25 protein-coding genes and 1 pseudogene are annotated in these 24,631 nt (G+C 63.4%); 17 read left to right on the top strand and 9 right to left on the bottom strand.

All coding sequences use genetic code 11. The features are described from left to right. Window positions 1-442 precede the first annotated feature (442 nt). Window positions 443-1,039, top strand: coding sequence for a glutathione S-transferase family protein (locus NKH59_RS07925; RefSeq protein WP_352472598.1), 597 nt, complete (start codon window positions 443-445; stop codon window positions 1,037-1,039). Between the two features lie 77 nt (window positions 1,040-1,116). Here the strand turns inward: NKH59_RS07925 and NKH59_RS07920 are convergent, their stop codons facing one another. Continuing rightward, window positions 1,117-1,767 carry an outer membrane protein gene (locus NKH59_RS07920; protein ID WP_292662341.1) on the bottom strand — a complete coding sequence of 217 codons (651 nt, stop codon included), beginning with the start codon at window positions 1,765-1,767 and terminating at the stop codon, window positions 1,117-1,119. Window positions 1,768-2,186: 419 nt separating this feature from the next. On the opposite strand from NKH59_RS07920, the gene NKH59_RS07915 reads away from it, so the two are divergent. The 7 genes from NKH59_RS07915 (at window position 2,187) to NKH59_RS07885 (ending at window position 7,792) form a co-directional block, all read left to right on the top strand. Then, window positions 2,187-2,963: an SDR family oxidoreductase gene (locus tag NKH59_RS07915; RefSeq protein ID WP_352472599.1), complete on the top strand. Its 777-nt coding sequence runs from the start codon at window positions 2,187-2,189 to the stop codon at window positions 2,961-2,963. Next, window positions 2,960-5,038 carry an excinuclease ABC subunit UvrC gene (gene uvrC, locus NKH59_RS07910; protein WP_352472600.1) on the top strand — a complete coding sequence of 693 codons (2,079 nt, stop codon included), beginning with the start codon at window positions 2,960-2,962 and terminating at the stop codon, window positions 5,036-5,038. The genes NKH59_RS07915 and uvrC overlap by 4 nt, the downstream gene beginning before the upstream one ends. Window positions 5,039-5,138: 100 nt before the next feature. Beyond that, complete coding sequence (gene pgsA, locus NKH59_RS07905) at window positions 5,139-5,735, top strand: CDP-diacylglycerol--glycerol-3-phosphate 3-phosphatidyltransferase (RefSeq protein WP_023719790.1); 597 nt, start codon at window positions 5,139-5,141, stop codon at window positions 5,733-5,735. A gap of 1 nt (window position 5,736) precedes the next feature. After that, a complete protein-coding gene (gene moaD, locus NKH59_RS07900; protein WP_023677674.1) occupies window positions 5,737-5,994 on the top strand; it encodes a molybdopterin converting factor subunit 1 in 258 nt (85 codons plus the stop codon). Window positions 5,995-5,997: 3 nt separating this feature from the next. Then, window positions 5,998-6,477: a molybdenum cofactor biosynthesis protein MoaE gene (locus NKH59_RS07895; protein ID WP_352472601.1), complete on the top strand. Its 480-nt coding sequence runs from the start codon at window positions 5,998-6,000 to the stop codon at window positions 6,475-6,477. Between the two features lie 84 nt (window positions 6,478-6,561). Next, the gene (locus tag NKH59_RS07890; RefSeq protein ID WP_352472602.1) at window positions 6,562-7,329 is read left to right on the top strand and encodes a YbaY family lipoprotein; all 768 of its coding nucleotides are present in this window, start codon (window positions 6,562-6,564) and stop codon (window positions 7,327-7,329) included. A 193-nt stretch (window positions 7,330-7,522) separates the two neighbouring features. Continuing rightward, window positions 7,523-7,792, top strand: a complete 270-nt coding sequence (locus tag NKH59_RS07885; RefSeq protein WP_023677671.1) for a hypothetical protein — start codon at window positions 7,523-7,525, stop codon at window positions 7,790-7,792. Between the two features lie 75 nt (window positions 7,793-7,867). Here the strand turns inward: NKH59_RS07885 and NKH59_RS07880 are convergent, their stop codons facing one another. From NKH59_RS07880 to NKH59_RS07860, 5 genes and pseudogenes are all read right to left on the bottom strand, one after another. Continuing rightward, complete coding sequence (locus NKH59_RS07880; RefSeq protein ID WP_352472603.1) at window positions 7,868-8,476, bottom strand: class I SAM-dependent methyltransferase; 609 nt, start codon at window positions 8,474-8,476, stop codon at window positions 7,868-7,870. 257 nt (window positions 8,477-8,733) lie between these two features. Beyond that, window positions 8,734-9,156, bottom strand: coding sequence for a nucleoside-diphosphate kinase (gene ndk, locus NKH59_RS07875; RefSeq protein WP_023677669.1), 423 nt, complete (start codon window positions 9,154-9,156; stop codon window positions 8,734-8,736). A gap of 244 nt (window positions 9,157-9,400) precedes the next feature. Then, window positions 9,401-9,697 carry a DUF1905 domain-containing protein gene (locus tag NKH59_RS07870; protein WP_352472604.1) on the bottom strand — a complete coding sequence of 99 codons (297 nt, stop codon included), beginning with the start codon at window positions 9,695-9,697 and terminating at the stop codon, window positions 9,401-9,403. Between the two features lie 157 nt (window positions 9,698-9,854). Next, complete coding sequence (gene bluB / locus NKH59_RS07865) at window positions 9,855-10,490, bottom strand: 5,6-dimethylbenzimidazole synthase (protein WP_352472605.1); 636 nt, start codon at window positions 10,488-10,490, stop codon at window positions 9,855-9,857. 313 nt (window positions 10,491-10,803) lie between these two features. Then, window positions 10,804-11,513 (bottom strand): annotated as a pseudogene (locus NKH59_RS07860) (glutathione S-transferase family protein). Between the two features lie 73 nt (window positions 11,514-11,586). Between NKH59_RS07860 and NKH59_RS07855 the strand changes: the two are divergent. From NKH59_RS07855 to NKH59_RS07845, 3 genes are all read left to right on the top strand, one after another. Beyond that, a complete protein-coding gene (locus NKH59_RS07855; RefSeq protein WP_352472607.1) occupies window positions 11,587-12,099 on the top strand; it encodes a DinB family protein in 513 nt (170 codons plus the stop codon). Window positions 12,100-12,113: 14 nt separating this feature from the next. Then, window positions 12,114-12,413: a hypothetical protein gene (locus NKH59_RS07850; RefSeq protein ID WP_352472608.1), complete on the top strand. Its 300-nt coding sequence runs from the start codon at window positions 12,114-12,116 to the stop codon at window positions 12,411-12,413. Window positions 12,414-12,543: 130 nt separating this feature from the next. Then, window positions 12,544-13,332 carry a GGDEF domain-containing protein gene (locus NKH59_RS07845; protein WP_352472609.1) on the top strand — a complete coding sequence of 263 codons (789 nt, stop codon included), beginning with the start codon at window positions 12,544-12,546 and terminating at the stop codon, window positions 13,330-13,332. Between the two features lie 12 nt (window positions 13,333-13,344). Here NKH59_RS07845 and NKH59_RS07840 read toward each other — a convergent pair whose 3' ends face one another. The 3 genes from NKH59_RS07840 to NKH59_RS07830 form a co-directional block, all read right to left on the bottom strand. Further along, complete coding sequence (locus tag NKH59_RS07840; protein WP_352472610.1) at window positions 13,345-13,647, bottom strand: DUF982 domain-containing protein; 303 nt, start codon at window positions 13,645-13,647, stop codon at window positions 13,345-13,347. A gap of 164 nt (window positions 13,648-13,811) precedes the next feature. Then, the gene (locus NKH59_RS07835) at window positions 13,812-15,893 is read right to left on the bottom strand and encodes an ATP-dependent helicase (RefSeq protein ID WP_352472611.1); all 2,082 of its coding nucleotides are present in this window, start codon (window positions 15,891-15,893) and stop codon (window positions 13,812-13,814) included. A gap of 94 nt (window positions 15,894-15,987) precedes the next feature. Further along, the gene (locus NKH59_RS07830; RefSeq protein ID WP_023677660.1) at window positions 15,988-16,161 is read right to left on the bottom strand and encodes a hypothetical protein; all 174 of its coding nucleotides are present in this window, start codon (window positions 16,159-16,161) and stop codon (window positions 15,988-15,990) included. Between the two features lie 132 nt (window positions 16,162-16,293). On the opposite strand from NKH59_RS07830, the gene NKH59_RS07825 reads away from it, so the two are divergent. The 6 genes from NKH59_RS07825 to NKH59_RS07800 all read left to right on the top strand — a co-directional run bounded on the left by NKH59_RS07825 (window position 16,294) and on the right by NKH59_RS07800 (window position 24,323). Further along, entirely contained in the window at window positions 16,294-16,473 is a 180-nt protein-coding gene (locus tag NKH59_RS07825; RefSeq protein ID WP_023677659.1) for a hypothetical protein, read from the top strand. A 454-nt stretch (window positions 16,474-16,927) separates the two neighbouring features. Beyond that, window positions 16,928-18,805 carry an ABC-F family ATP-binding cassette domain-containing protein gene (locus tag NKH59_RS07820; RefSeq protein WP_352617706.1) on the top strand — a complete coding sequence of 626 codons (1,878 nt, stop codon included), beginning with the start codon at window positions 16,928-16,930 and terminating at the stop codon, window positions 18,803-18,805. A gap of 4 nt (window positions 18,806-18,809) precedes the next feature. Further along, window positions 18,810-19,004, top strand: a complete 195-nt coding sequence (locus NKH59_RS07815) for a hypothetical protein (protein ID WP_352472613.1) — start codon at window positions 18,810-18,812, stop codon at window positions 19,002-19,004. A gap of 42 nt (window positions 19,005-19,046) precedes the next feature. Then, window positions 19,047-21,155, top strand: coding sequence for a molybdopterin-containing oxidoreductase family protein (locus tag NKH59_RS07810; protein ID WP_353021451.1), 2,109 nt, complete (start codon window positions 19,047-19,049; stop codon window positions 21,153-21,155). A gap of 56 nt (window positions 21,156-21,211) precedes the next feature. Beyond that, on the top strand, window positions 21,212-21,910 hold the full coding sequence (locus NKH59_RS07805; RefSeq protein WP_352472615.1) for a DUF2270 domain-containing protein: 699 nt from the start codon (window positions 21,212-21,214) through the stop codon (window positions 21,908-21,910). A gap of 190 nt (window positions 21,911-22,100) precedes the next feature. Next, entirely contained in the window at window positions 22,101-24,323 is a 2,223-nt protein-coding gene (locus NKH59_RS07800; protein WP_502899638.1) for a cation:proton antiporter domain-containing protein, read from the top strand. Window positions 24,324-24,631: the final 308 nt, after the last annotated feature.

The raw sequence follows: 24,631 nt of genomic DNA, 5'->3' as shown, positions 1-24,631 counted from the left end.
GCGGGATGCCTAATAGGCGCCTCGCTTGCTGGCTGACGGTCGGGCAGGACGAGAAAGAGGCGGGAGGAAGACATCTTTTCGCAGCTCCCAGGACTTCGCCGTGCGGCGAAGTCCGGTGGGATTTTTGTGGCTGCCAAAACCAAACCTTCGGTGCAAGGCCTAGTTGGTAGTTGCTCGGATCTGGATTGTCCGACGTGCTCGCGTCTGCCGACGCACCTCCGATTCATCGCATCCGAACGCGAGACAATGGTTGTACGCTGGCGGCGGGGTTTTCCGCCTCTGGCCGTTGATGAACCCTGCATGATCGGTCAACGGTGCCCATGCACGAGCCCCTGTCGGAATCGATTTTCGGTGAGGGTCATGCACGAAGTCACAATGCTACCGCATCCTTTGCGCGTCCAATGGGGCATATGGAGCTGTAGCCGGCAAACAGGAATCGACAATGCCCAGACTGCTCTACGCGTCTACTTCTCCCTACAGTTCCAAGGTGCGCATGGCAGCACTTCATGCCGGCATCGCCGTCGATCTCGTGCCGATAAAGACCGAGGAAAGACCGGCCGCGCTGATCGGCGCCAATCCGCTCGGCAAGATCCCGGTGCTGGTGCTCGACGACGGCCGCTCGGTCCATGACAGCCGCGCCATCACCCAGCATCTCAACCGGATGTCGAAGAACGCATTGTTTCCGCGCAATCCCGACAAGCGCCTCGAGGCGGAGGTGCTGGAGGCATTGGCCGACGGCATCTGCGACTGCGCGCTGTCGATGGTCTACGAGCGGCGCACACGGCCGGAAGAGATGGTCTACCAGCCTTGGCTCGAGCGCCAGTGGACGAAGATTTCGGACGCGCTCGATCTGCTCAACGCGAACCCGCCGAAGCTGCCGAAGAAAATCACCCTCGGCCAGATCGCATTGCGCGCCTGCCTCGGCTATCTCTCGCTGCGCTTCGCTGGAAAATGGGAAAAGGGCCGCGGCCGGCTGACGCGCTGGGCGGCACGCTTCGACGAGAAATTCCCGGAGCTGAAGCCCGCCATCCCGGCTTGAGGGCGGGCGGCCTCAACCGGTGCCACAAAAAAAGCCGGGCGCGAGGCCCGGCTTTTTCGTGTCGTGGCTTGGACGACTTAGAACTTCATACCGACGCCGAAAGTGACGCGATTGTCGGTCGACTTGACCTTGCCGATACCGTCGAAGTCCTTCCTGCCGAAGTCCGTGTAACGATACTCGACACGGCCGAACACATTGTCGGTGATCTTGATGTCGGTACCGACGCCAGCTGTCCAGCCAAACTGCGTGTTGGTATCGCTTACGCCGGCAGCTTCAATCTTCTGGTTCTTCAGCGCGCCACCGGCGGTGCCGTAGAGCAGGATGTCCGGGGTGACAGCGTAGCCGAGGCGGGCACGCAGCGAGCCCTCGAAGCCACCCTTGGCCTCGATGCCGGCATCGTCGCCCTTGACGCCGTTGTAGCCGATATCGGCTTCGGCACCGTAGACGAAGTTCTCCTGCTGCCAGTTATAGCCGCCGAAGACGCCGCCGACAAAACCCTTGGTGTCGACGTCGACGCCAATGTCTTTGGCTTTGGCGTGGCCAGCGAAGCCGTAGCCGACGCTCACACCGGCATAGGGACCGGCCCAGGATGCGACCGGAAGTTCTGCGATCGGGGCAGGTGCCGGCGGCTCTTCCTGAACCACGTCCGCGGCATAGGCGGTTCCGCCGAGGGCGAACAGCCCAAACGCCACCGCGAGCGGTCGCGCAAATTTAAGATTGGCTTGCATTGTTCTTTACTCCTTAAGCCACAGGACACAGGCTTGTTGTTTATGAGCGCCCTCAACCCGTCCGGGGGATGAAACGGATCCGGCGTTCAACGGTTCCAAATGTCGTGTCGAAATGCGGCTGAAGCGAACCTGAACTTGGGTCATTCCCTGGCACGAATGAGGCAGAACCTTGACGTTGCATCTTCGCAACAGCGAATGTCAGCAGGTTCGCCGTGCTGCACTGCACACGGCTTGGTGTAAGGGCTCCAGAGCCCTATATTGCGGGCGGGCTGGCCCGAATTCCGGTCGAGCCAAAACGCCCACCGGGCACTTTGCCACAATCCTGCCCCAGGTGGAAATGGGATTTAACGCTTGGCGGGCCATAATTTGCCGGCGCGATCCCGGCAGGCCGGAATCGGCATCGGATTAAGGATTGACAGATGAGCAAGGTCGCCGCGACGGCACTGGTGACGGGCGGTGCGAAACGGATCGGCAGGGCGATCGTCGAAGATCTTGCCGCGCATGGTTTTGCCGTCGCCATTCACTGCAATCGCTCGCTGGCCGAGGCGGAGGCACTGGCGGCCGAAATCAACAGTGGTCATTTTGGTCGACATGGCCGGGCCGCAGTGATTGCTGCCGACCTGACCGAGATGGACGCCGTCAGCAACCTGGTCGGTCGCGCGGCGGCGGCGCTCGGGCCGGTGTCGCTGCTGGTCAACAACGCCTCGCTGTTCGAGCACGACAGCGTTGAGGATTTCGACTGGCCGGCCTGGGATCGCCATTTCGCCATGCACGTCAAGGCGCCGGCGCTGTTGGCACAGACTTTCGCCCGGGCCTTGCCGCAGAACAGTGAGGGGCTGATCGTCAACATGATCGATCAGCGCGTCTGGCGGCCGACGCCGCGTTATTTCTCCTATGCGCTGTCGAAGTCGACGTTGTGGGCGGCGACCGAGATGATGGCGCAGGCGCTGGGTCCCCGCATCCGTGTCAACGCCATTGGTCCTGGCCCGACCTTGAAGAACACGCGCCAGCACGACAGCGATTTCGATGCTCAGATTGCCGGGCTGATCCTGAAACGCGGCCCGGAATTGCCGGAATTCGGTGCCACTATCCGTTATCTCTGGGCGGCACGCTCGGTCACCGGCCAGATGATCGCGCTTGACGGCGGCCAGCATCTTGCATGGCAGACGCCCGATGTGACAGGCATGACGGAATGAGCCCCATGGACCAGAAACAAAAAACGCGCGGTGGCGCCGACGACCTGCCGCCCGAAATCGACCTCGAGGACGAGGCGGCCGAGGAGGTCGTCGAGCCTGCAGCCAGCGGTCCGGACGTTACCTTCACCGCCATCGACTGGACCCCGCATGCCGGCGACGCCGACGGCATGGTCGGCGCCGAGGTGATCCAGACGCTGGTAAAGCGGCTGCCCAATGCGCCCGGCGTCTACCGCATGATGAATGCCGCCGGCGACGTGCTCTATGTCGGCAAGGCACGCAGCCTGAAGAAGCGGGTCACCAGCTACGCGCAAGGCCGGTTCCACACCAGCCGTATCGGCCGCATGGTGCGCGAGACATCGACGATGGAGTTCGTCGTCACCCGCACCGAGATCGAAGCGCTGCTGCTTGAAGCCAACCTCATCAAGCGCTTGCGGCCACGCTTCAACGTGCTGATGCGCGACGACAAGTCGTTCCCCTATATCCTGTTGACCGGCGACCATGTCTCGCCCGGTATTTACAAGCACCGCGGCGCGCGCTCGCGCAAGGGCGACTATTTCGGCCCCTTCGCCTCGGCCGGCGCAGTTGGCCGTACCATCAACTCGCTGCAGCGCGCCTTCCTGCTCAGGAGCTGCACCGACTCCTTCTACGAGAACCGCACCCGGCCTTGCCTTTTGTTCCAGATCAAGCGCTGCGCCGGCCCGTGCACCGGCGAAATCTCGCACGGCGACTATGCAAGGCTTGTCGCCGAGGCGAAGGATTTTCTCTCCGGCCGCAGCCAGAAGGTGAAGACGGAGATCTCCGCCGCCATGCAGCAGGCTTCGGAGAACCTCGATTTCGAACGCGCCGCCATCTACCGCGATCGGCTGGCGGCGCTGTCGCATGTGCAGAGCCATCAAGGCATCAATCCGCAGACCGTCGACGAGGCCGATGTCTTCGCCATCCATCAGGAGGGCGGCCAGGTCTGCATCCAGGTGTTCTTCTTCCGCACCGGCCAGAACTGGGGCAACCGCGCCTATTTTCCCAAGGCCGATCCGGCGCTCGAAGCCGGCGAGGTGCTGGGATCGTTCCTGGCGCAGTTCTACGACGACAAGCCGACGCCGCGCACCATCCTGTTGTCGCATGGCGTCGAGGATCAGGAATTGCTGGCGGAGGCCCTCTCCACCCGCACCGGCCGCAAGGTGTCGATCTCCGTGCCGCAGCGCGGCGAGAAGAAGGACCTGACCGACAACGCGCTGCAGAACGCGCGCGAGGCGCTCGGCCGGCGGCTCGCCGAAACCTCGACCCAGGCGCGGCTGCTCACTGGCTTTGCCGAGACCTTCGGCCTGGAAAAGCCGCCGGTGCGCATCGAGGTCTATGACAACTCGCACATCATGGGCACCAACGCCGTCGGCGCCATGGTCGTCGCCGGGCCGGAAGGTTTTGTGAAGAACCAGTATCGAAAGTTCAACATCCGCTCGACCGAGATCACGCCGGGCGACGATTTCGGCATGATGCGCGAGGTGATGCAGCGGCGCTTCTCGCGGCTGTTGAAGGAACATGGTGACGCCCCGCAAACCGAGGGCGCGGACGAGGCGAGCCCTACCGAACCGGGCGACGATATCGAGGACGCGGGCGCCTTCCCCGCCTGGCCCGACGTCATCCTCATCGACGGCGGCCAGGGCCAGATGACGGCGGTGCGCAAGATTCTCGCCGATCTCGGCATCGAGGACCGCGTCGTGGCCATCGGCATCGCCAAGGGTCAGGACCGCGATGCCGGCCGCGAACGCTTCTTCGTCAAGGGCAAGGCCCCATTCTCGCTGCCTGTTCGCGATCCGGTGCTCTATTTCGTCCAGCGGCTGCGCGACGAGGTCCATCGCTTCGCCATCGGTTCGCACCGCGCCCGCCGCAAGAAGGAGATGGTCAAGAGCCCGCTCGACGAGATCAGCGGCATCGGCCCCGGCCGCAAGCGCGCGCTGCTGATGCATTTCGGTACGGCCAAGGCGGTCAGCCGTGCCGCCGTCGAGGACCTGGTCAAGGTCGACGGCATTTCGGAGCAGGTGGCGAAATTGGTCTACAATCATTTTCACGAGAGCTAAGACCTATTGCCGATATTTCGGCTGGCTAATCGATTCTGGCCTGTTGACCCCCCACATTCGCTTCTGATTTGACTAAGCAGGCAGAAAGAGTTCCCAAAACATGTCCCAGCGCGCGTTCAACCTGCCCAACATGCTCACCTACGCCCGCATCCTGGCGGTGCCGCTGGTGGTGCTGTGCTTCTTCCTGGAAGGCCATCTGAAATCGAGCGACTTCGCGCGCTGGTCGGCGCTCATCATTTTTCTGCTCGCCTCGATCACCGATTACTTCGACGGCTATCTGGCGCGCGCCTGGCAGCAGACCTCCAACATCGGCAAGATGCTCGACCCGATCGCCGACAAGCTGCTGGTCGCCACTTGCCTGCTGCTGCTTGCCGCCGACACCGACCGCCATGCCGGCATCGCCGGCTGGTCGCTATGGGCCGCGATCATCATCCTGTGCCGCGAGATCCTGGTCTCGGGCCTGCGCGAATATCTGGCGGCCTTGAAGGTCTCGGTTCCGGTGACGCAGCTCGCCAAATGGAAGACCACCATCCAGATGATCGCCATCGCCTTCCTGCTTGCAGGTCCCGCCGGCGACAAGATCTTCCCGCTGACCACCCAGACCGGGCTGGTGCTGCTGTGGATCGCAGCCCTGGTGACGCTCTACACCGGCTACGACTATTTCCGCGCCGGCCTCAAGCACATCATGGATGAATAAAATGTCGACGAAGCTCATCTATTTCGCCTGGGTGCGCGAGCGGATCGGCAGACCGGAGGAAGAGGTCGAACTGCCGGCCGGCATCGAAACGGTCGCCGACCTGTTGCGCTGGCTGAAATCGCGCGGCGAGGAGTACGAGAACGCGCTGCAATATCCTGACGTGATCCGCGTCGCCATCAACCAGGAACATGTCGAGCACCGCGAGAAGATCGCCGGCGCGCGCGAGATCGCGCTGTTCCCGCCGATGACCGGTGGCTGAACCATGTCCGCGGTGGTGCCGGTCGTGCGCATCCAGGCGGAGGATTTCGACGTCGCCGCCGAGATCGCCAGGCTGACCAGGGGTCGCAACGATATCGGCGCTGTGGTGACCTTCTCCGGCCTTTGCCGCGACGAGCAAGGCAGGCTCTCGGCGCTCGAGCTCGAACATTATCCCGGCATGGCGGAAGCCGAGATATCCCGCATCGCCGGCGAGGCAATCGAGCGCTGGCCGCTGCAGGGGCTCACCGCGATCCATCGCCACGGCAAGATCGCGCCCGGCGAAAACATCGTGCTGGTAGTGGCGGCTTCCGCCCACCGGCAGGCGGCGTTCGAGGCCGCGAATTTCCTGATGGACTATTTGAAATCACGGGCGCCGTTCTGGAAAAAGGAACACCATAGCGACGGTTCCGAGGGCGGCTGGGTCGACGCCAAGGATGCCGACGACAAGGCGGCGGGCCGCTGGAAGCAGCCGCCGTCGAAATAAATCCCTGCGACAGCCATCCATACCCGGCCAGCCATTCATTGACCGCAATCCTGCGAGACCCTTCGCCGGAAGGGGAGCAGGATCATGCTGGACAGGATCGCCGAGTTCTTCATCTTCGGACTGGTGCCGCTGGCCGTCGGCATCCTAGCCGTCCCGGATCATTCCGCGGCTGCCGAAAAGACCCTCAAGGGCGAGGTGATGTATCGCGAGCGCATCGCGCTGCCGCCCAATGCCGTGCTTTCCGTGCAGCTTGCCGACGTGTCGCTGGCCGACGCGCCGGCCGCAATCATCGGTGAGCGCAAGGTGGTGCCGGCCGGCCAGGTGCCGATCAAGTTCGAGATCAGCTTCGACCCGCAGGTGATCCGGCCTGATATGACCTACGCGCTGCAGGCGCGCATCACTGTCGACGACCGGCTGCTGTTCGTCACAGATGCGCGCCATCAGGTCGACCCGCTCAGCGACGCGCCACAGACCATCATGCTGAAAATGGCGGCGCCGAGCGATGCGCCGGCGGCAGCCTCGGTGTTCGGCCAAAGCTGGCTGGTCGAATATATCGACGGTGTCGGCGTGATTGCCGAGCCGCGGGCGACATTCCGCATCAGCGAAGCCGGCAAGGCCGGCGGCAGCGGCCCTTGCAACGTCTATTTCGCCACTGCCAAGGTAGACGGCTCGACGATCGCCGTCAGCGACATCGGCTCGACCTTCAAGGCCTGCGCGCCTCAGGTCATGGCCGAGGAAAAGGCGCTGTTCGAGGCGCTGGCCAAAGCAGCATCCTACCACGTCGACGCCGGCAAGCTTGTCATCGCCGACAGAGACGGCCGCGACATCCTGCGCTTCAACGCCGCGAGCTAGCGCATCACCCAAGCCGATTACTCTCTGCGGCAGCTGTATGCCGATCACATTGTGTTTCAGCGGGAATAGGCCGGGCAGGGGGCGCGTTAGTTCTTCATAAATGGCGGGTAAGGCAAAAGGGACGTTTGTCCCTTCGTTGAAGCCGCCAGAATGGGTGCGGCTCGTTCTGGCCTTAACTCAAAGGAGTCCAGACATGAAAACGCACACGCTTATCCTTGCCGCCACCGGTGCATCGCTCCTTGCCTTTACCGGCCTTGCCAAGGCGGACGACCATCTCGTCAATGCTCTTGACCACGGTCTCAAAGCGGACAGCCAACCGTTCCAGACCAACAAGGCCGGCCATAGCGGCGATCTCGCACCGGGGCAGGGCAGCCCGTTTTCAGGTGAAGAGACCAAGACCCCGTCCACCGACACGGAAGCGGCGAACGAACATGCGAACGTGAAGGAACGCGAGGCGAAATAGACTGGCAGAACCCGCCGCTAGGGGGCGGCGGGCGACATGTATCGGGCGACGATGCCGCATTTCATGCGATATTTCTCAATTCGTCGCGAGTTTGAATACCGCGCCATAGTGATAGGGCGGCACATCAACCAGCTCGGCGAGCTTGAACCCGCTCGCTTCCACCGACGCGGTGGTCTGTTCGGGTGACAGCCTCAGCTCGGTCTTTGGCCCGCGCGGCTCGCCCAGGACCGTGGTCTGCTCGCGCGGATACTGGTGCCAGTTGACGATGGCAAAACGACCGGCAGGGCCAAGCGTCGCGCGCACGGCGCGGGCAAGCCGCGGCCGATCCGGAACGCCGTGGAAAGCGTTGGCGATAAAGACGAAGTCGACGGTTTGAGGCACCAGCCTGGCAAGTTCATAGGCGTCGCCCGCCAAAAACTCGCAATTGCTCGCGCCTCCTTCGGCCAGCCGCCGCCTGGCGACTTCGAGCAGATCGGCATCGATGTCGATAGCGATTACATGACGGGCGACCCTGGCGATTGGCAGCGAGAACCAGCCGTCGCCGCAGCAGAGATCGACCACGTCCGTGCCGGGCTTCATGCCGACTGCCGCCAGGACACTGGCAGGCTCGGGCCACAGCGCTTCCCACCAGCCGCCGGTTGGCATTTCGGTGCCTTGGAAGAAACCGGGAATGGTGCTGGTCATGGCCTGGTCGGCTCCATTGTCGGGACCGCGTTTGATCCGCCCCTCCGAGCTTAACGCACCCGTGACCCGTCGAGGAGCCTGAAGCTGAAAATGTCCGCCACTGCATGTCGCGCAAAACTGTGCAGCGGTTTTGCGATAACGACATGCATCAAGACAAGAACCTGAAGCCCGTCGCATGAGACCGGTCGAACGCGACGCGCTTTAGCAAAAAAGGCCGGCGTTGCGCCGGCCTCTTTGATGGGGTTCGGGATGCCGGCTCAGCCGACGATCTCGGTGTCCGAGAACCAGTATTTGATCTCCTGCGCGGCGGTTTCCGGCGCATCGGAACCGTGCACGGAATTCTCGCCGATCGACAGCGCGTGCAGCTTGCGGATGGTGCCTTCGGCGGCGCTTGCCGGATTGGTTGCGCCCATCACTTCGCGGTTCTTGGCAATGGCGTTCTCGCCTTCCAGTACCTGCACGACTGTCGGGCCCGACGACATGGACTCGACCAGCTCGCCGAAGAACGGACGCTCCTTGTGGACGGCATAGAAACCTTCCGCCTCGCGGCGGCTCATCCACACCCGGCGCGAAGCGACGACGCGCAGGCCGGCATCTTCCAGTATCTTGGTGATAGCGCCGGTGAGATTGCGACGGGTCGCGTCGGGCTTGATCATGGAAAAGGTGCGTTCGAGCGCCATGGGATCGTCCTTGTGATGGAGAGTGGAATTGAGGGTGGCGGGCTCTATACAAGCCGCCCGCTGCCTTGCCAAGGGGAGGCCGGCCCGGCACGCATTTCTGCGCTGGGGCGGCGGACTTTCAAGTCGAACCATGCCGCCGCTCCATCTTTTTGCTGAGCATCGGATTTTCCAGAAACCGTACTCACTTTGGGTCCGATCGACTGGCCGCCCTATAGCGCGTCGTCGCCAGCCTGAGACTACGTCGTCATAACTGCATCTCGATCGTCAGGTTGGCCGTGTCGCCAGCCCCGAGGCCTTCGCGAACCCGCACCGCGGTCTTGATCGGCAAGAGCAGGCTGCCGGATTTCTTGTCGGGAAACAGCGATGTCCGCCATCTGGTCTGGCCGATGACGGCTTCCACGCCAAGCGAGCCCCAGGGCCTTGCCATCCCCACCGTCGCCGTCTTGATCCGGGCCCCACACTCCGGCGGCAGCGTCACGAAATGCCAGCCGCCCTTGCCCGGATAGACCCAGATCTCGGCCTGCATGTCGTAGCGAAACATTCTATGCCCTTCCTCAGGTCAAGGCCGTCACGACTGGCTTTGCCATGGTGTCTTGCTGGCAATGATGACGATCGGCGAAACCATCCATGACATCCACAGCCCTGCAGGGGGAGGAGTCATTCTTCAGCGCAAAGAGGATGGCAGCGCCGCCATTGCACTACCGCCTTATCACGATCGAAGCGCGCCGGACCTCCCAGCCTTCCCGTTCCAGTTCCGGCACGCTGTGGTTCTCGCTGGGGTAGCCGATGCAGAAGTAACCGATCAGTGTCCACTCCGGCTGCACGTCCAGGATCGTCGCCATCTCGGCCGGATCGAGGATCGAGACCCAGCCCATGCCTATTCCTTCGGCTCGCGCCGCCAGCCACATCGTGTGGACCGCCATGACAGCTGAATAGTCTATGGTGGCTGGCATAGTCAGGCGGCCAAGCCCATGCCCTTGCTCGGTTGCGCGGTCGGCGAAAACCGCAAGCTGGCAGGGCGCCTCATTCAGGCCGGCAAGCTTCAGGCGCGAATACAGGGCGGCGCGTTCACCGCAAAAGGTTTGGAGTGCCTCCGCGTTGCAGCGCTCGAAGCAGGCCCTGACGGCGGCGCGGCATGCTTCGCTCTCGGCGACGACGAAGCGCCAGGGCTGGCTCAGCCCGACGGACGGCGCGGCGCTGGCAAGCTCGAGCAGCCGCTCCAGCGCTCCATCGGGGAGCGGCGTCGGCTTGAACCGCCTGACGTCGCGCCGCCACAGGAAAAGGTTGGCGAGCGCAGCGCGAAAATCGGCCGGGAACTCTGGGTTTGCCGTCATGGCGCGCTGCCTTTGTTGTGATTGCCCGGTTCGCCGGATGTTCGTCTTGTTTGCTTCGATCCAGGCACTGATGAGGCGCTTCGAGCGACACTTCGTCTACCCGCATTGTCGCATTTCGCCGGCTGGCAACTTGCAGCTAAGGCCGGACGACATCCCTGCCGGCAACGCCGTTGGACCTCGATCGGCAAAACAAAACCCGCCTCGGCAGGCCGGGCGGGCGTCGGTGCGAATCATCACCATATCGAGATTAGTAGCATAGCTGCCGGCACAAAGCAAGAACAAAATGTGGCGCCTCCGATAAAAACTGCCGATTTCAACTCTCGAGCGGGGCGATCGCTGCCGCCGCGACGTTGCGGCCGAGGCCGCCATGCAGATCGAGGCATCGTTCGAACCATTGCGCCACGACGTCGCTGTCGTCGAGCAGCCGGTAGGGCGTGGCGATGCGCGCCCATTGCAGCGCGCCGAAAACGATGTAGTCGGCAAATAGCTCGACCGGCCGCCGATGAAGGGCTGATAGCCAAGCATCGAGCGCAGCGGCTCCAGCGAGGCGCGGAAGCCGGCGAGCCCGGCGTCGCGGGTGGCGTAAACCGCCTCCAGGGGCTTGCCGAAGCGCTGCTCGCGGTTCTGCCGGAAATAGGCGGCGTTCGCCTCGTCCTGCATAGCGTGCAGGTCCAGTATCGCAGCGGTGGTGACGTAGGGATGGATGGTCAGCTGCGACCAGCGTTCGATGAAGCGCGCCGTCGCCTTGCCGCCGTCGCCGGAAAACAACGTCGGCCGCTCGGGATAGGTCTCCTCGAGATAGAGCGCGATGGCGAAGGAATCGGCGACCACCGTCTCGCCGTCGCGGATCACCGGAACGAGCTTCGAGACGCCGCCTTCCACCTTCGGCACTTCAAGGAAACGGGTCGGCACGCTGGTGATGTCGAGCCCTTTGTGGGCCAGCGCCATCGCCGCCTTCCAGCAATGTGGGCTGAATGGGCGGGCGGCATCGCGTCCGACAAGGTCATAGAGCAGAATGGTCATTGGCGGCAGCGTCCTTGCAGTCTAACTATGCCCGAAACAGACCCGCGCAGGGGGTCTCGCAGGTCGAGAGAAAATGAAACAGCATTTCAGGATGTTTGCGGCCTACAATCAATGGGCCAACGGCCGCATCTACGATGCCGCCGCCGATCTCGACGAGGAAGAGTTCGACCGCAATGTCGGCGTCTTCTTCGGTTCTATGATGGGAACGCTCAACCACCTCCTGGCAGCCGACCGTATCTGGATGAAACGCTTCACCGGCGAGGGCGACGCGCCGGCAAGGCTCGACACGGTCCTGCACCGCGCCTTGCCAGGCTTGCGGCTGGCGCGCGAGGCCGAGGACAAACGGATCATCGACTGGGTCGACGGCCTGAGCGACAAGGCGCTGTCGGGCCGCTTCTCCTACATGACCGTCTCGGATATGCGCACCGTCTCGCAGCGGCTGGCGCCGGCGCTCGACCACTTCTTCAACCACCAGACCCACCACCGCGGCCAGGCGCATGCGATCCTGACCATTCTGGGCAAGCCAAGCCTCGGACTGGACCTGACGATGTTCCAGCGCAGCGAGGAGGGCAGGGCTTTCGCCTGAATCTGGGGCGGCTGGTGACGCGGACGGTGGATAGAGGACAATCTGCCGAGATTGCAAAACGCGCCGAAACATTTTATGTAGCGGACGGTCGTGAGGGCGGCCGCTTCAGCAGCATTCAGCAGCAACAGCGAGAATTGGCACGCATGCCCAATGAACCCTTGCGCCTCGTGGCGTTCTTCGCCGTGGTCCTGGCGCTTCTCAACTCCGGTTATTATTTCCACCAGGGCGACATTGTCGCGACCATCTATTTCATGATCGGCGCCATTCTTGTGACCGCGGTCACCCGGATGAGCATCAGACGGCAGCTGATTTAGGACCGATCTCCTTATCTGGCCGCCATCTCGACGGCTGGTTTCGCTTCGACTGCGATCGAATTGAAGCAAAGTCTTAGGACTTCGTTTGCGCTGTTGCTTCAAGGTAGCCGGCTGAAGCAGGAGCAAAAGCATGCAGATCGATTTGTCCCCGACGAGCTGGGGCAGGGTCGTGGCGGTTACCGTCGCGGGCACGGCAGTCTGCATTGCAGCCGCATTCCTCGTCGATTCCTTCAATTTCCCGTATTTGTCGCCGGAAGCGCTGTGGCGGGCGCAGCTCACAGACCTGCTGCTGCCGCTTGTCCTGGCCAGCTCGTTCTTCTTCTTCCTCATGTGGAAAATGCGCCAGCTGGCGATCGCGCAGAAGGTACTGGCCGTCGTCGCGGCGACCGACAGCCTGACGGCGGTATTCAACCGGGGTGCATTTTCCATGCTCGTCGAGGCCTATCTCGAACAGGCCCGCAGCCATTCCGTCGTAAATGCCGGAGCCTTGCTGATCGTCGATGCCGACCATTTCAAATCCGTCAACGACCGCCTCGGCCACGACTGCGGAGACCAGGCGCTCAAGCTGATCGCCAGGACAATCCAGGGCCAGCTGCGCGGCGCCGACATCGTCGGCCGGATCGGCGGCGAGGAATTTGCGGTTTTCCTTCCCGGCGCAGATCCTTCGCAGTCCTGGCTGGTGGCGGAGACAATTCGCCGGCGCGTCCGTGAGGCGGAGTTCTCGCCTGGCGGCCGGCCCTGTCCTCTCTCGGTCAGCATCGGCGGCGTCGCCTTCAGCGGGCCGACCACCTACGCCGAGATGTTCGTGGTGGCGGACAAGCACCTTTACAAGGCCAAATCGAACGGCCGCGATCAGGTCAGTTTCGAAACCGCGGCAGCGGGCGACCCGCCGGGCGGCGGCCCGATGACGGTCCATTGATGGTCGTTTCTGTCAGGCGGCGTAGCCGCCGAGGCCCCGGGCGACCGGCTTGACCGAGACCGCCGGCTGGGCGGCCGGCCAGAGGATGCCTGCCGTTACGGCAAAGGTGATCAGGGCGTCGCGTGCCGCTTCGGGCGAGATATCGCCGGCACGTGCCGCCTCGCAGGCCTTCACCGCGGCGCCATAGCTCAGCCGGCGGCGCGAAGGCGGGAACTCGGTCAGGAATTCGTGCATCTCGGAGAACGAAGCGATCGTACGCTTGTAGCCGGCGCCAACGGTTAGGGCGACCGGGGTGGAAAACGTCCTGTCGTGCATTCTGGCCTCTCGAATGGGCGGAGGTCACGGCGGACGCCGTTCTCCGGTCTGGGGGTCGGGCAGAAACGCGGATCACGGCGCGAGGTTCCATGTTGCCGGGATTGTTTTTTCGCCGGCTCCGGGAGCGGTCGCCGGGCGAGCAGCGCCGACGTCGAGGCGGGTGCCTATTTCCACATGCCGCGCATGCGGGCGCCGAGGTCGACACGTACCTGCGGCTGGCGGCGCGGATCGTCTCTGGCCTGGACGCTGGCCCATGCCACCTGCTCGAAGGCGCCGAGGATCGAGCGCGGGATGAAGCGCGTGCGCGAGGCATAGACATGGCGGTCGCCGCGCGCCGCCTGGCCATGGACGAAAAAGCGATGCGGCATGACCAGGTGCAGGCTGTCCTTGGCCCGCGTCATCGCCACGTAGAGCAGCCGCCGCTCCTCGTCGACATCCTCCTTGCTGCCGACGCCGAGATCGATCGGGATGCAGCCGTCGACGGTGTTGAGCACGAAGACGTTCTTCCACTCCTGGCCCTTGGCCGAATGGATCGTCGAAAGGATCAGATAATCCTCGTCGCGGTGTGGCGGGCCGGCCTCGTCGCTGGTCGCGTCCGGCGGATCGAGTGTCAGCTCGGTAAGGAAGCGCTCGCGCGACGCATAGCCGGAAGCGATCTGCTCGAGCTGCAGGAGATCGGCCCGGCGCGTCGTTGCATCCTCGTGGATGCGTTCCAGATGCGGCTCGTACCAGAGCCTGACCTGTTCGATGTCGGCCGGCCATTTTTGCGCGCCGGCGCGCAGGCCGCTATAGAGCGCGACAAAGCCCGGCCAGTCGTCGGCGGCACGCTGCGGCGGCCGATAGCGGGCAAGCCCCATCGTCTCGTCAAGCGAATTTGCCATGGTCTCGACGATCGCATTGGCGGCCGAAGGGCCGATGCCCGGCAGAAGTTGCAGCACGCGAAAGCCGGCGACGCGGTCGCGCGGGTTTTCGGCAAAGCGCAGCACGGCCAGCATATCCTTGACGTGGGCGGCATCGAGGAATTTCAGCCCGCCGAACTTGACGAAGGGGATGTTGCGGCGCGTCAGCTCGATCTCCAGCGGGCCGCTATGGTGCGAGGCGCGAAACAGCACCGCCTGTGCTTTGAGAACGGTGCCGGCCTCGCGTTCGGTGAGTATCGCCTGGCAGACATAGCTCGCCTGCTCGGTCTCGTCGCGCACGCTGACCAGCTTCGGCTTTTCCGCAGATTTGCGCTCGGTCCAGAGATTTTTGGTGAAACGTTCCGACGCTTCGCCGATTACCGCATTGGCGGCCGCCAGGATGGTCTCGGTCGAGCGGTAATTGCGCTCCAGCATGACGACTTCCGCCGGCTGCGCGAACTGCTTGGGAAAATCCAGGATATTGCGCACTTCCGCGGCGCGGAACGAATAGATCGACTGCGCGTCGTCGCCGACCACCGTCAGCCCCGATCCGTCGGGCTTGAGGGCCGTCAGGATCGAGGCCTGCAGCCGGTTGGTGTCCTGGTATTCATCGACCAGCACATGGTCGAAACGCGCACCCAGATGCGCGGCGATTTCCGGCTCGCCGGCCATCTGCGCCCAGTAGAGCAGCAGGTCGTCGTAATCGAGCACATTCTGCGCCTGCTTGGCCTCGACATATCGGGCGAACAATTGCTTCAGCTGTTCGGCCCAGCCGGCGCACCACGGGAACACCGAACCCAGCACCTCGCCGAGCGGCGCCTGTGCGTTGACGGCGCGCGAATAGATCGCCAGGCAGGTGCCCTTGGTCGGGAAGCGGGCTTCGGTCTTTGAAAACCCAAGCTCGTGGCGGGCGAGGTTCATCAGGTCGGCGGAATCCTCGCGATCGTGGATGGTGAAGGCCGGATCGAGACCGATCTCCAGCGCATAATCGCGCAGCAGCCTGGCGCCGATGCCGTGGAACGTGCCGGCCCAGCTCAGCGCATCGGTAATCACCGAGGCATCGCGCCCCAGCACCTCGCCGGCGATGCGCTCGACCCGCTTGGCCATTTCCGCTGCGGCACGGCGCGAAAATGTCATCAAAAGGATGCGGCGCGGGTCGGCACCCCTGACGATCAGATGCGCGACCCGGTGCGCCAGCGTGTTGGTCTTGCCGGAGCCGGCGCCGGCAATGACCAGCAACGGTCCGGCGATCTTGCCGTCGCCATGTTCGACGGCAAGCCGCTGCTCGGCGTTGAGCTTCGCCAGATAGGCCGGCTGGAAGGACGAATCACGGGCGGCGAGGTTCATCGCCCATCAAGCATCGTTTCTGCTTTGTTCGCAACGGTTTGCGGAGCCGGAATAGGCCCCGTGAGCGAAGAAGCCTTGCGGGCAGGCTTGTCGACTAACGCTCGGGCTCGACGCCCATCCTTGCCGATTGCCGCCGTAGCGCCTCGCGATCGTCCTGTGGCGGTGGCAACAGCAGCGGATCGAAATCGTCGGGCACCTCATCGATCACTTTCTTGGCGACGCGATAGGCGACATAGACGATTGCCCCGGCGATGAGCAGACGGATCATGCCTTCCTCCATTGATTGTGCAGCAACCGGAGACGCGGCATTTTGTTCCCGGGCCCCTTGGCGAATGCGGGAACGACACCGGCCGCGCAACCAAATCGCCGACGCCTCGTTGTCGGGCGAGAGGAGACTGCGATGAAAAAGCGCTCAATCCTGCTGCTTATGGCAGCTCTGACTGTTGCGGGTTGCGACAACAACATCCAGCCGACCAAGGCCCCTGGCGACACGGTCGATCAGAACCCGCAGGTCGACAAGAATCCGGTGCCGAAGTCGACGACCGGCGGCGATCAGCCCGGCACGCCGCCGAAACAATGACCGCCTCAAATGGCGTCGGCGCCGGTCAAGGAAGGTGGCCGGCGCCGCTTGGGAGGAAGCTGATGGCGCCGGCCAGGCGGAGATCAGGCCCGCCGCACATCCAAGGATAGCCGAGTCTTTCCGCAGCGTCATGGTCGATAGTGTACAGACGGCACGCCCCTGTGGACAAACCTGCCGGCCACAGCAGCGTTTGTTCATCACATAGTTCATTCTTCCCATGGAACAAACCAAGCTGCTGCGTGTTTGGATGTCGATCGGACGCTCCCAAGGCCGCCGTTCACGAAAGAGCCCGCTCTCCTTGTCCCCCCTCAGGATAGCGGGTTCTTTTTGCGTTTTGCGGGAAGTCGCGGCGCGCGGGGTCGACATCACCAGCTTTGTCGGTTTTCGCGGCTTATGCGGCGAACCGGGGCTCAAGCCCTTGCGAAGCATGGTTGTCCCGTGCAAAAGCCCGGCCATGCTGATCATCAACGACCTTTCGCTCCGCATGGCCGGACGCCTGCTTCTCGACCATGCCTCACTGACCTTGCCGGCCGGCAGCAAGGCTGGCCTTGTCGGCCGCAACGGCACCGGCAAGACGACCCTGTTCAAGGCGATCACCGGCGACCTCGCCTCCGAGACCGGCTCGATCAGCCTGCCCAAGAACACGCGCATCGGCCAGGTGGCGCAGGAAGCGCCGGGCACCGAGGAGCCGCTGATCGAGATCGTGCTCAAGGCCGACCTCGAACGGAGTGCGCTGCTCGAAGAGGAAAAGACGGCGGCCGACCCGCACCGCATCGCCGACATCCACATGCGGCTGGCCGATATCGATGCGCACTCGGCCGAGTCACGCGCGGCCACCATTCTCGCCGGCCTCGGCTTCGACGATGCCGCGCAGCGGCGCCCGGCCTCGTCCTTCTCCGGTGGCTGGCGCATGCGCGTCGCGCTGGCCGCCGTGTTGTTTGCCGAGCCCGATCTGCTGCTGCTCGACGAGCCGACCAATTATCTCGACCTCGAAGGCACGCTGTGGCTGGAAAACTACGTGTCGAAATATCCGCATACCGTGCTGCTGATTTCGCACGATCGCGACCTGCTCAACCGCGCCGTTAATTCGATCGTCCATCTCGACCAGAAGAAGCTGACCTTCTGGCGCGGCGGCTACGACCAGTTCGAGCGCCAATACACCGAGCAGCGCGAATTGCAGGAGAAGGGCCGCGTCAAGCAGGAAGCCGCGCGCAAGCACATGGAATCCTTCGTCGAGCGCTTCCGCGCCAAGGCATCGAAGGCGAGGCAGGCGCAGTCCCGCATCAAGGCGCTGGAGAAGATGAAGCCGATCGCCGCGATCGTGAACGACACGGTGCGGCCGTTCTCCTTTCCGGAGCCGGTGAAGGCGGTGGCCTCGCCGATCATTGCGCTGAACAACGTCAATGTCGGCTACACCGAGGGTGCGCCGATCCTGAAGAAGATGACGCTGCGCATCGATGCCGACGACCGCATCGCGCTGCTCGGCGCCAACGGCAACGGCAAGTCGACCTTCGCCAAGCTTTTGGCCGGCCGGCTGAAGCCGGAGACCGGCTCCATGACCGTGGCGCCTGGGCTGAAAGTGGCAATCTTCGCCCAGCACCAGCTCGACGACCTCAGGCCCGATGAAAACGCCTATGAACACGTCCGCCGGCTGATGCCGGACGCGCCGGAATCCAAGGTGCGCGGCCGCGTCGCCCAGTTCGGCCTGACCACCGAAAAGATGAATACCGCGGCCAAGGATCTGTCCGGCGGCGAGAAGGCGCGGCTCCTGATGGGCCTGTCGGCCTTCGAGGGGCCGAACCTTTTCATCCTCGACGAGCCGACCAACCATCTTGATATCGACAGCCGTGAATCGCTGATCCATGCGCTGAACGATTTTCCCGGCGCGGTCATCCTGATCTCGCACGACCGCCATCTGCTCGAAGCGACCGCCGATCGGCTTTGGCTGGTCAAGGACGGCGCGGTTAATCCGTATGACGGCGATCTCGAGGATTACAAGACACTGGTCACCGGCGTCTCCGGCGACCGCCGCGGCAAGCGCGAGGCGGAAAAGGCGTCGAAGGCCGACCGCCGCCGCGACGCAGCCGCGCGCCGCGCCGCCTTCGAGCCGCTGGCCAAGGAAATCCGCGCCACCGAAGCGCTGATGGACCGCCTCCGCAAGCGCATCGACCTGATCGAGGACGAACTCGCCAACCCGGCCGTCTACGAAAAGGACCCGTCGACCGCGACAAGGCTGGCCAAGGAGCGCTCACAACTTGCGCAACAGCTGGCCGGCCATGAGGAAAAATGGCTGTCGATGTCGGCGGAGTACGAGGAAGGCACGGCGGAGTAGGACGATGTCGACAAAACTTTGGATCGAAGCTGCCAAGGTTTTGGTTGTCAATTCCGAAGCGGTCGTAAAATGCCCTGAGTGTGGAGACGGCAATCTGCTGGTCGACGCCGGAGCCGGATCATCGCATGTCGAGCGCCACATACATTACCCGAAATGCGGCGCCTACAACGCCTTGCTCAAGCGCATTGATGGCGGGTAACTGGCCCTACACGCCGCCGCCATAAACGGCTAGTTTGCACCCATGAATCAGTATGCCAAGCTCAAAATCGGCCATTCGGCCTGCCCGCATGATTGCCCCTCGACCTGCGCGCTCGAGGTTGAGCTGCTCGACGACAAGCGCATCGGCCGTGTCCATGGCGCCAAGGCCAACAGCTATACGGCCGGCGTCATCTGCGCCAAGGTCGCCCGTTACGCCGATCGCGTCCATCATCCCGACCGCCTGATGAAGCCGCTGGTCCGTGCCGGCGGCAAGGGCGCGGGCGCCTGGAAGGAATCCAGCTGGGAGGCGGCGCTCGACCTCGTCGCCGAAAGGTTCATAGCCGCCGAGGCAAAATATGGCTCGGAGACGGTCTGGCCCTATTACTATGCCGGCACGATGGGTCTGGTGCAGCGCGACGGCATCGAGCGGCTCAGGCACGCCAAAAAATATTCCGGCTTCTTCGGTTCGATCTGCACCAATCTGGCCTGGACCGGCTGGATGATGGGCGCCGGCGCGCTGCGCGGCCCCGACCCGCGCGAAATGGCAAAGTCCGACTGCGTGGTGATCTGGGGCACCAACGCCGTGGTCACGCAGGTCAACGTCATGACCCACGCCATCAAGGCGCGCAAGGAACGCGGCGCCAAGATCGTCGTCATCGACGTCTACGAAAATGCAACGATGAAGCAGGCCGATCTCGGCCTGGTGCTGAAGCCCGGCACCGACGGCGCGCTGGCCTGCGCGGTGATGCACGTGCTGTTCCGTGACGGCATGGCCGACCGCGCCTATCTGGAACAATACACCGACGATCCGCACGGTCTGGAAGCGCATCTCAGCACAAAGACGCCGCAATGGGCGGCTGATATCACCGGGCTTTCTGTCGACGAAATCGAGGCCTTCGCCCGTCTCGTCGGCACGACGAAGAAGACCTACTTCCGCCTCGGCTACGGTTTTTCGCGGCAGCGCAACGGTTCGGTCAACATGCATGCCGCGGCCTCGATCGCCGCGGTTACCGGCTGCTGGCAATATGAGGGCGGCGGCGCCTTCCATTCCAACTCAGGCATCTTCAAGCTCAACCAGGAACTGCTCGAAGGCACACGGATGCGCGACCCCGCGATCCGTCATCTCGATCATTCGCGGATCGGCCCGGTGCTGACCGGGGCTGAGGATGCGCTCTATGGCGGCCCGCCGGTGACGGCGCTGCTGATCCAGAACACCAATCCGGTGAATGTCGCGCCGGAGCAGCGGCTGGTGAAGCAAGGTTTTCTGCGCGACGATCTGTTTTCCTGCGTGCACGAGCAGTTCATGACCGACACCGCCAAGCTCGCTGACGTGGTGCTGCCGGCGACGATGTTTCTCGAGCATGACGACGTCTACAAGGGCGGTGGCAACCAGCACATCACCCTCGGGCCGAAGCTGATCGATCCGCCGGAAGGTCCGCGCACCAACCATTTCGTCATCGAGGAGCTCGGCAAAAGGCTCGGTGTCGCCGATCGTCCTGGCTTCGGCATGACCGAGCAGCAGCATATCGACATCATCTTGGGCAAGCGCGGGCTGGGCAGCTTTTCGAGCCTGAAAGAGCAGAAATGGGTCGATTTGCAGCCGGATTTCGAGGCCGCACATTTCCTGGACGGCTTCGGCCATGCCGACAAGAAATTCCATTTCCGCGCCGACTGGACGGGCCAGGCCGCACCCAACCGGCCGCCGAAAAGCATGGGCCTGTTCGGACCGGTGGCGAGCCTGCCGGAATTCCCCGACCACGTCGACCTGATCGAGGTGGCTGATGAGAAGCATCCGTTCCGGCTGACCACCTCGCCGGCGCGCAATTTCCTCAATTCGACCTTTGCCGAAACGCCGGTATCGCAGGCAAAGGAGCGCCGGCCGGAGTTGCTCCTGCATCCCGATGATGCGGCGGCACTCGGCGTCGCCGACGGCGGCCGTGTCGAGGTCGGCAACCAGCGTGGCGAGGTGGTGCTGCACGCAAAGCTGTTCGACGGCATCAAGCGCGGCGTCGTCGTCGCCGAAGGCATTTGGCCGAACAGCGCCCATGAGCGCGGCGAGGGCATCAACGTGCTGACCGGCGCCGATGCGCCGGCGCCCTATGGCGGCGCCGCCTTCCACGACAACAAGGTCTGGCTGCGCCCGGCGGATTGAGCGTCGGAACGATATCTCCATCCGGCCGTTTTCGCGTGGCGGGTGGAGGCATTGTCATGGCAGAAGTGTTGCCGGCGCCGGATCCCATCGGAAGGACACTGTCGTCCGGCGAACTCGTAACCACGATGTCCCACTTTCATCGCGCCGAGATTGCGCGCATGGCTGGGTGGCGTGACCGCCTGGACCGGACGAGCAACTGGGCGATAACCGTTGTCGCAGCCATGCTGTCCGTTTCGCTTTCGACAGCCAGCGCTCACCATGGTGTGCTGCTGTTTGCCATGCTGCTTGTTCTGCTGCTGCTGTGGATAGAGGCCCGCCGATATCGCTTCTTCGACTTCTATCGGGCTCGCGTGCGCCAGTTCGAACGGCACTATTTCGCGCAGATATTCTCGCCGCAGCCGGACTTCGCGTCCGATTGGCTGTTGATCGTCGGCGAGAGCCTGCGCGCGCCGAAATTCCTGATTTCGCAACGCATGGCTTTGGCGCGCCGCCTGCGTCGCAATTACATCTACATGCTGCTGATCCTGCTGCTGGCCTGGATCCTCAAACTGTCGACCCCCAGTCTTCTGACCGAAGGTGTCCGCATCGGCTTCGTCGGGTCGATGCGTGAGGCCGTCGCCAGTGCTGCCTTGGGTCCAATTCCGGGCGCCGTCATCGTCGTGCTGGTCGCCGTCCTCTATGCGGGCCTGCTGGTGACAGCATTTCTGACAGAGAGCGACGACGGCGAACTCTCCTTCGGTGACGTCCACGTCTAGCAACGCAACGCCCTGTCTAGCAACGCAACGCCCTGTCGCGCGTTGTTGGACACGTGCATTGGGCGATGGGGGTTTCATGGCTTGGCAGGCTCCGACACGTTCCAGCCTGGCGCTGCTGGTTTGCGCTTTCGTCCCCGCGGGGGCGGCCTGGGCAGCGGAGACGCTCGTTGCCGGTACCCGGGCCTCCGGCATGGGTGGTTCGGGCGAAGGCGCTTTCGTCGCCGAGATCGTGCTTCTGCTGCTTGTCGGGCGCGGCTTGGGCGAAGTGCTGCAGCGTTATGGCCAGCCGGCAATCATGGGCCAACTGATCGGCGGCATCCTGCTCGGTCCTTCGCTGTTCGGCTGGCTGTGGCCGTCGGCCCAGCACCTGATCTTTCCCAGTGATCCTGCGCAAAAGGGCATGATCGACGCCGTCTCGCAGCTCGGCATCCTGATGCTGCTTTTGCTGACCGGCATGGAGACGGACCTGCGGCTGGTGCGCCGGGTTGGCGCGGCCTGTTTTTCCATTTCGGCTACCGGCGTCGTGGTGCCCTTCATCTTCGGTTTTGCGCTGGCGCAGTTCCTGCCGGACGCATTGCTGGCTGACCCCACGCAGCGCACCGTCGCCGGGCTGTTCCTGGGCACGGCGCTGTCGATCTCGTCGGTCAAGGTCGTCGCCATGGTGGTGCGCGAGATGAACTTCATGCGCCGCAACCTCGGACAGGTGATAATTTCCTCGGCGATCATCGAGGACACGATCGGCTGGCTGGTCATCGCCGTAACCTTCGGCATCGCCACCAATGGCAAGCTACAGTTCGCGCCGCTGGTGACCACCATCGCCGCGGTGGCACTGTTCATGGTGTTCTCCTTCACCATTGGCCGCCGTCTTGTCTTCACCTTGATCCGCTGGACCAACGATCAATTCCGCAGCGAGTTTGCGGTGATCACCATGATCCTCATCATCATGGGAGCGATGGCGCTGATCACAAATCTGATAGGCGTCCATACCGTGCTGGGGGCGTTCGTCGCCGGCATCCTGGTCGGGGAATCGCCCATCCTCTCCAGCCATATCGAAGGTCAGCTGCGCGGCGTCATCACCGCGCTGTTCATGCCGATCTTCTTCGGCATGGCGGGGCTTTCCGCCGATCTCACAGTGCTCGCCGATCCAACCCTTGCCATGCTGACGGGCGCTCTCGTGATCATCGCCAGCATCGGCAAGTTTGGCGGCGCGTTCATCGGCGCCAAGCTCGCCGCCATGTCGCTCAAGGAAGCAATCGCCGTCGGCAGTGCCATGAACGCACGCGGCTCGACCGAGGTGATCGTCGCCAGCATCGGCCTGTCGATGAACATCCTGTCGCACAATCTCTTCACCATGATCGTCACCATGGCCGTGATCACCACCTTGGCCATGCCGCCGATGCTGCGCTGGGCGCTCGGCCGGCTGCCGGTTGGGCACGACGAGCAGCAGCGTGTCGAGCGCGAGGCGTTGGACGAATACGGCTTCATTTCCAGGCTGGAGAGGCTGCTGGTGCTGGTCGACGACAGCAGGATCGGCAAGTTCACCGCATATCTCGCCGGACTGGTCGGCGGAGGCAGCGGCATGCCCACCACCTTGCTTCGCCTGCCCACCACCTTGCTTCAGCCGAAAGACGGCCGAGTTGACAGGCCGACCGACAGCAAGGGACAGGAGCGCGCCCTCCAGGAAATCAAAAAGGGTGCAAAAAAGAGCGCTCAGGCGGTGAAACGGATCGAAGATACGCTTGTCGACAAAGTCCATCTGACGGCCCGCACCGAATTGGATGCCACGGGTGAGACGATTGCCGAAGAGGCCCGCAAGGGATACGGCCTGTTGCTGGTCGGCCTGGACAATGTGCTGACCGCCGATGGCGCCTTCGCGCCGGCCCTCAACGACATTGCCGCAGGATTTGACGGCCCGCTTTGCCTGGTCCTGAACGGCGGCAATGCTGGCGAAAAGATGCCGACGCTGAGGGCCGGCACCAGTATTCTCGTCCCCGTCAACGGTACCCAGGTGGCGCGTCGCGCCGCCGACTTGGCGCTGGCGCTGGCCCGTCCAAACCGGGCGCGGATCAAGGTTCTCTACGTCTCGCAAAAGGCAGCCAAGGGCCGCAGGTCGACATCGGTGTCGCATAGCCGCGAAGAGGCCGTCCTGAAAGACATCGCTGATCTGGCGGGCCGCTACGGCCTGCATATCGACACAGCGTTCCATACCCGCGTCACACCCGACAAGGCGATCACCCGGGAGGCGGCCAAAGGAGCGGCGATCGTCGTGATGGGCGTCACCCAACGTCCGGGTGAGGACCTGTTCTTCGGTGAAACCGCCGGCGCTGTTTTAGCCGCCTGCAACTGCCCGGTCGTGCTTCTGGCCAGCGCGCGGCCCAAGCACGACGCCGCTGGCGCTGAGCTGGCAGCGTGAATTTCACCGCGCATTGATCGGTCGGCAGGAATGTCGATCGAGCCTCTGAAAGCGCTGATCAGCCAAGCGTAAAAGAACTCGAACCGAACGGCTCGGTTCCGTTAGCAGAGAGTACAGGAAAGGGTGAACGCCGGCTCAAAGAATGTTCGCGCGGCAAATCACCACTGACCGCATAACTAATTGAAAAGAAATCAGAAGATTGTGGCAGAAGGGACCTTATGCCGGATTTTCAAGCGGCCAATTTGGCGCACCCGTACAAAATTTTCGTGATTGGAAACGACAGGCTTGCCGACCCATCTCGGGGTGGT

This window comes from Mesorhizobium sp. M0998 (genome assembly GCF_040318885.1).
Taxonomy (GTDB): domain Bacteria; phylum Pseudomonadota; class Alphaproteobacteria; order Rhizobiales; family Rhizobiaceae; genus Mesorhizobium.
This window is presented reverse-complemented; position numbering and strand designations above follow the sequence as displayed.

What these genes read in the sequence shown, in the direction of transcription:
- NKH59_RS07870 (WP_352472604.1), bottom strand. Translation starts at nt 9,697, where the DNA reads ATGTTTCGCTACGACATGCAGGCCGAGATCTGGGTCTATCCGGGCAAG.
- NKH59_RS07915 (WP_352472599.1), top strand. Translation starts at nt 2,187, where the DNA reads ATGAGCAAGGTCGCCGCGACGGCACTGGTGACGGGCGGTGCGAAACGG.
- NKH59_RS07880 (WP_352472603.1), bottom strand. Translation starts at nt 8,476, where the DNA reads ATGACCAGCACCATTCCCGGTTTCTTCCAAGGCACCGAAATGCCAACC.
- ndk (WP_023677669.1), bottom strand. Translation starts at nt 9,156, where the DNA reads ATGGCGCTCGAACGCACCTTTTCCATGATCAAGCCCGACGCGACCCGT.
- NKH59_RS07815 (WP_352472613.1), top strand. Translation starts at nt 18,810, where the DNA reads ATGTCGACAAAACTTTGGATCGAAGCTGCCAAGGTTTTGGTTGTCAAT.
- NKH59_RS07805 (WP_352472615.1), top strand. Translation starts at nt 21,212, where the DNA reads ATGGCAGAAGTGTTGCCGGCGCCGGATCCCATCGGAAGGACACTGTCG.
- NKH59_RS07855 (WP_352472607.1), top strand. Translation starts at nt 11,587, where the DNA reads ATGAAACAGCATTTCAGGATGTTTGCGGCCTACAATCAATGGGCCAAC.
- NKH59_RS07840 (WP_352472610.1), bottom strand. Translation starts at nt 13,647, where the DNA reads ATGCACGACAGGACGTTTTCCACCCCGGTCGCCCTAACCGTTGGCGCC.
- NKH59_RS07810 (WP_353021451.1), top strand. Translation starts at nt 19,047, where the DNA reads ATGAATCAGTATGCCAAGCTCAAAATCGGCCATTCGGCCTGCCCGCAT.
- NKH59_RS07835 (WP_352472611.1), bottom strand. Translation starts at nt 15,893, where the DNA reads ATGAACCTCGCCGCCCGTGATTCGTCCTTCCAGCCGGCCTATCTGGCG.
- NKH59_RS07890 (WP_352472602.1), top strand. Translation starts at nt 6,562, where the DNA reads ATGCTGGACAGGATCGCCGAGTTCTTCATCTTCGGACTGGTGCCGCTG.
- pgsA (WP_023719790.1), top strand. Translation starts at nt 5,139, where the DNA reads ATGTCCCAGCGCGCGTTCAACCTGCCCAACATGCTCACCTACGCCCGC.
- NKH59_RS07925 (WP_352472598.1), top strand. Translation starts at nt 443, where the DNA reads ATGCCCAGACTGCTCTACGCGTCTACTTCTCCCTACAGTTCCAAGGTG.
- uvrC (WP_352472600.1), top strand. Translation starts at nt 2,960, where the DNA reads ATGAGCCCCATGGACCAGAAACAAAAAACGCGCGGTGGCGCCGACGAC.
- moaD (WP_023677674.1), top strand. Translation starts at nt 5,737, where the DNA reads ATGTCGACGAAGCTCATCTATTTCGCCTGGGTGCGCGAGCGGATCGGC.
- NKH59_RS07920 (WP_292662341.1), bottom strand. Translation starts at nt 1,767, where the DNA reads ATGCAAGCCAATCTTAAATTTGCGCGACCGCTCGCGGTGGCGTTTGGG.
- NKH59_RS07895 (WP_352472601.1), top strand. Translation starts at nt 5,998, where the DNA reads ATGTCCGCGGTGGTGCCGGTCGTGCGCATCCAGGCGGAGGATTTCGAC.
- NKH59_RS07845 (WP_352472609.1), top strand. Translation starts at nt 12,544, where the DNA reads ATGCAGATCGATTTGTCCCCGACGAGCTGGGGCAGGGTCGTGGCGGTT.
- NKH59_RS07830 (WP_023677660.1), bottom strand. Translation starts at nt 16,161, where the DNA reads ATGATCCGTCTGCTCATCGCCGGGGCAATCGTCTATGTCGCCTATCGC.
- bluB (WP_352472605.1), bottom strand. Translation starts at nt 10,490, where the DNA reads ATGACGGCAAACCCAGAGTTCCCGGCCGATTTTCGCGCTGCGCTCGCC.
- NKH59_RS07820 (WP_352617706.1), top strand. Translation starts at nt 16,928, where the DNA reads ATGCTGATCATCAACGACCTTTCGCTCCGCATGGCCGGACGCCTGCTT.
- NKH59_RS07800 (WP_502899638.1), top strand. Translation starts at nt 22,101, where the DNA reads ATGGGTGGTTCGGGCGAAGGCGCTTTCGTCGCCGAGATCGTGCTTCTG.
- NKH59_RS07825 (WP_023677659.1), top strand. Translation starts at nt 16,294, where the DNA reads ATGAAAAAGCGCTCAATCCTGCTGCTTATGGCAGCTCTGACTGTTGCG.
- NKH59_RS07885 (WP_023677671.1), top strand. Translation starts at nt 7,523, where the DNA reads ATGAAAACGCACACGCTTATCCTTGCCGCCACCGGTGCATCGCTCCTT.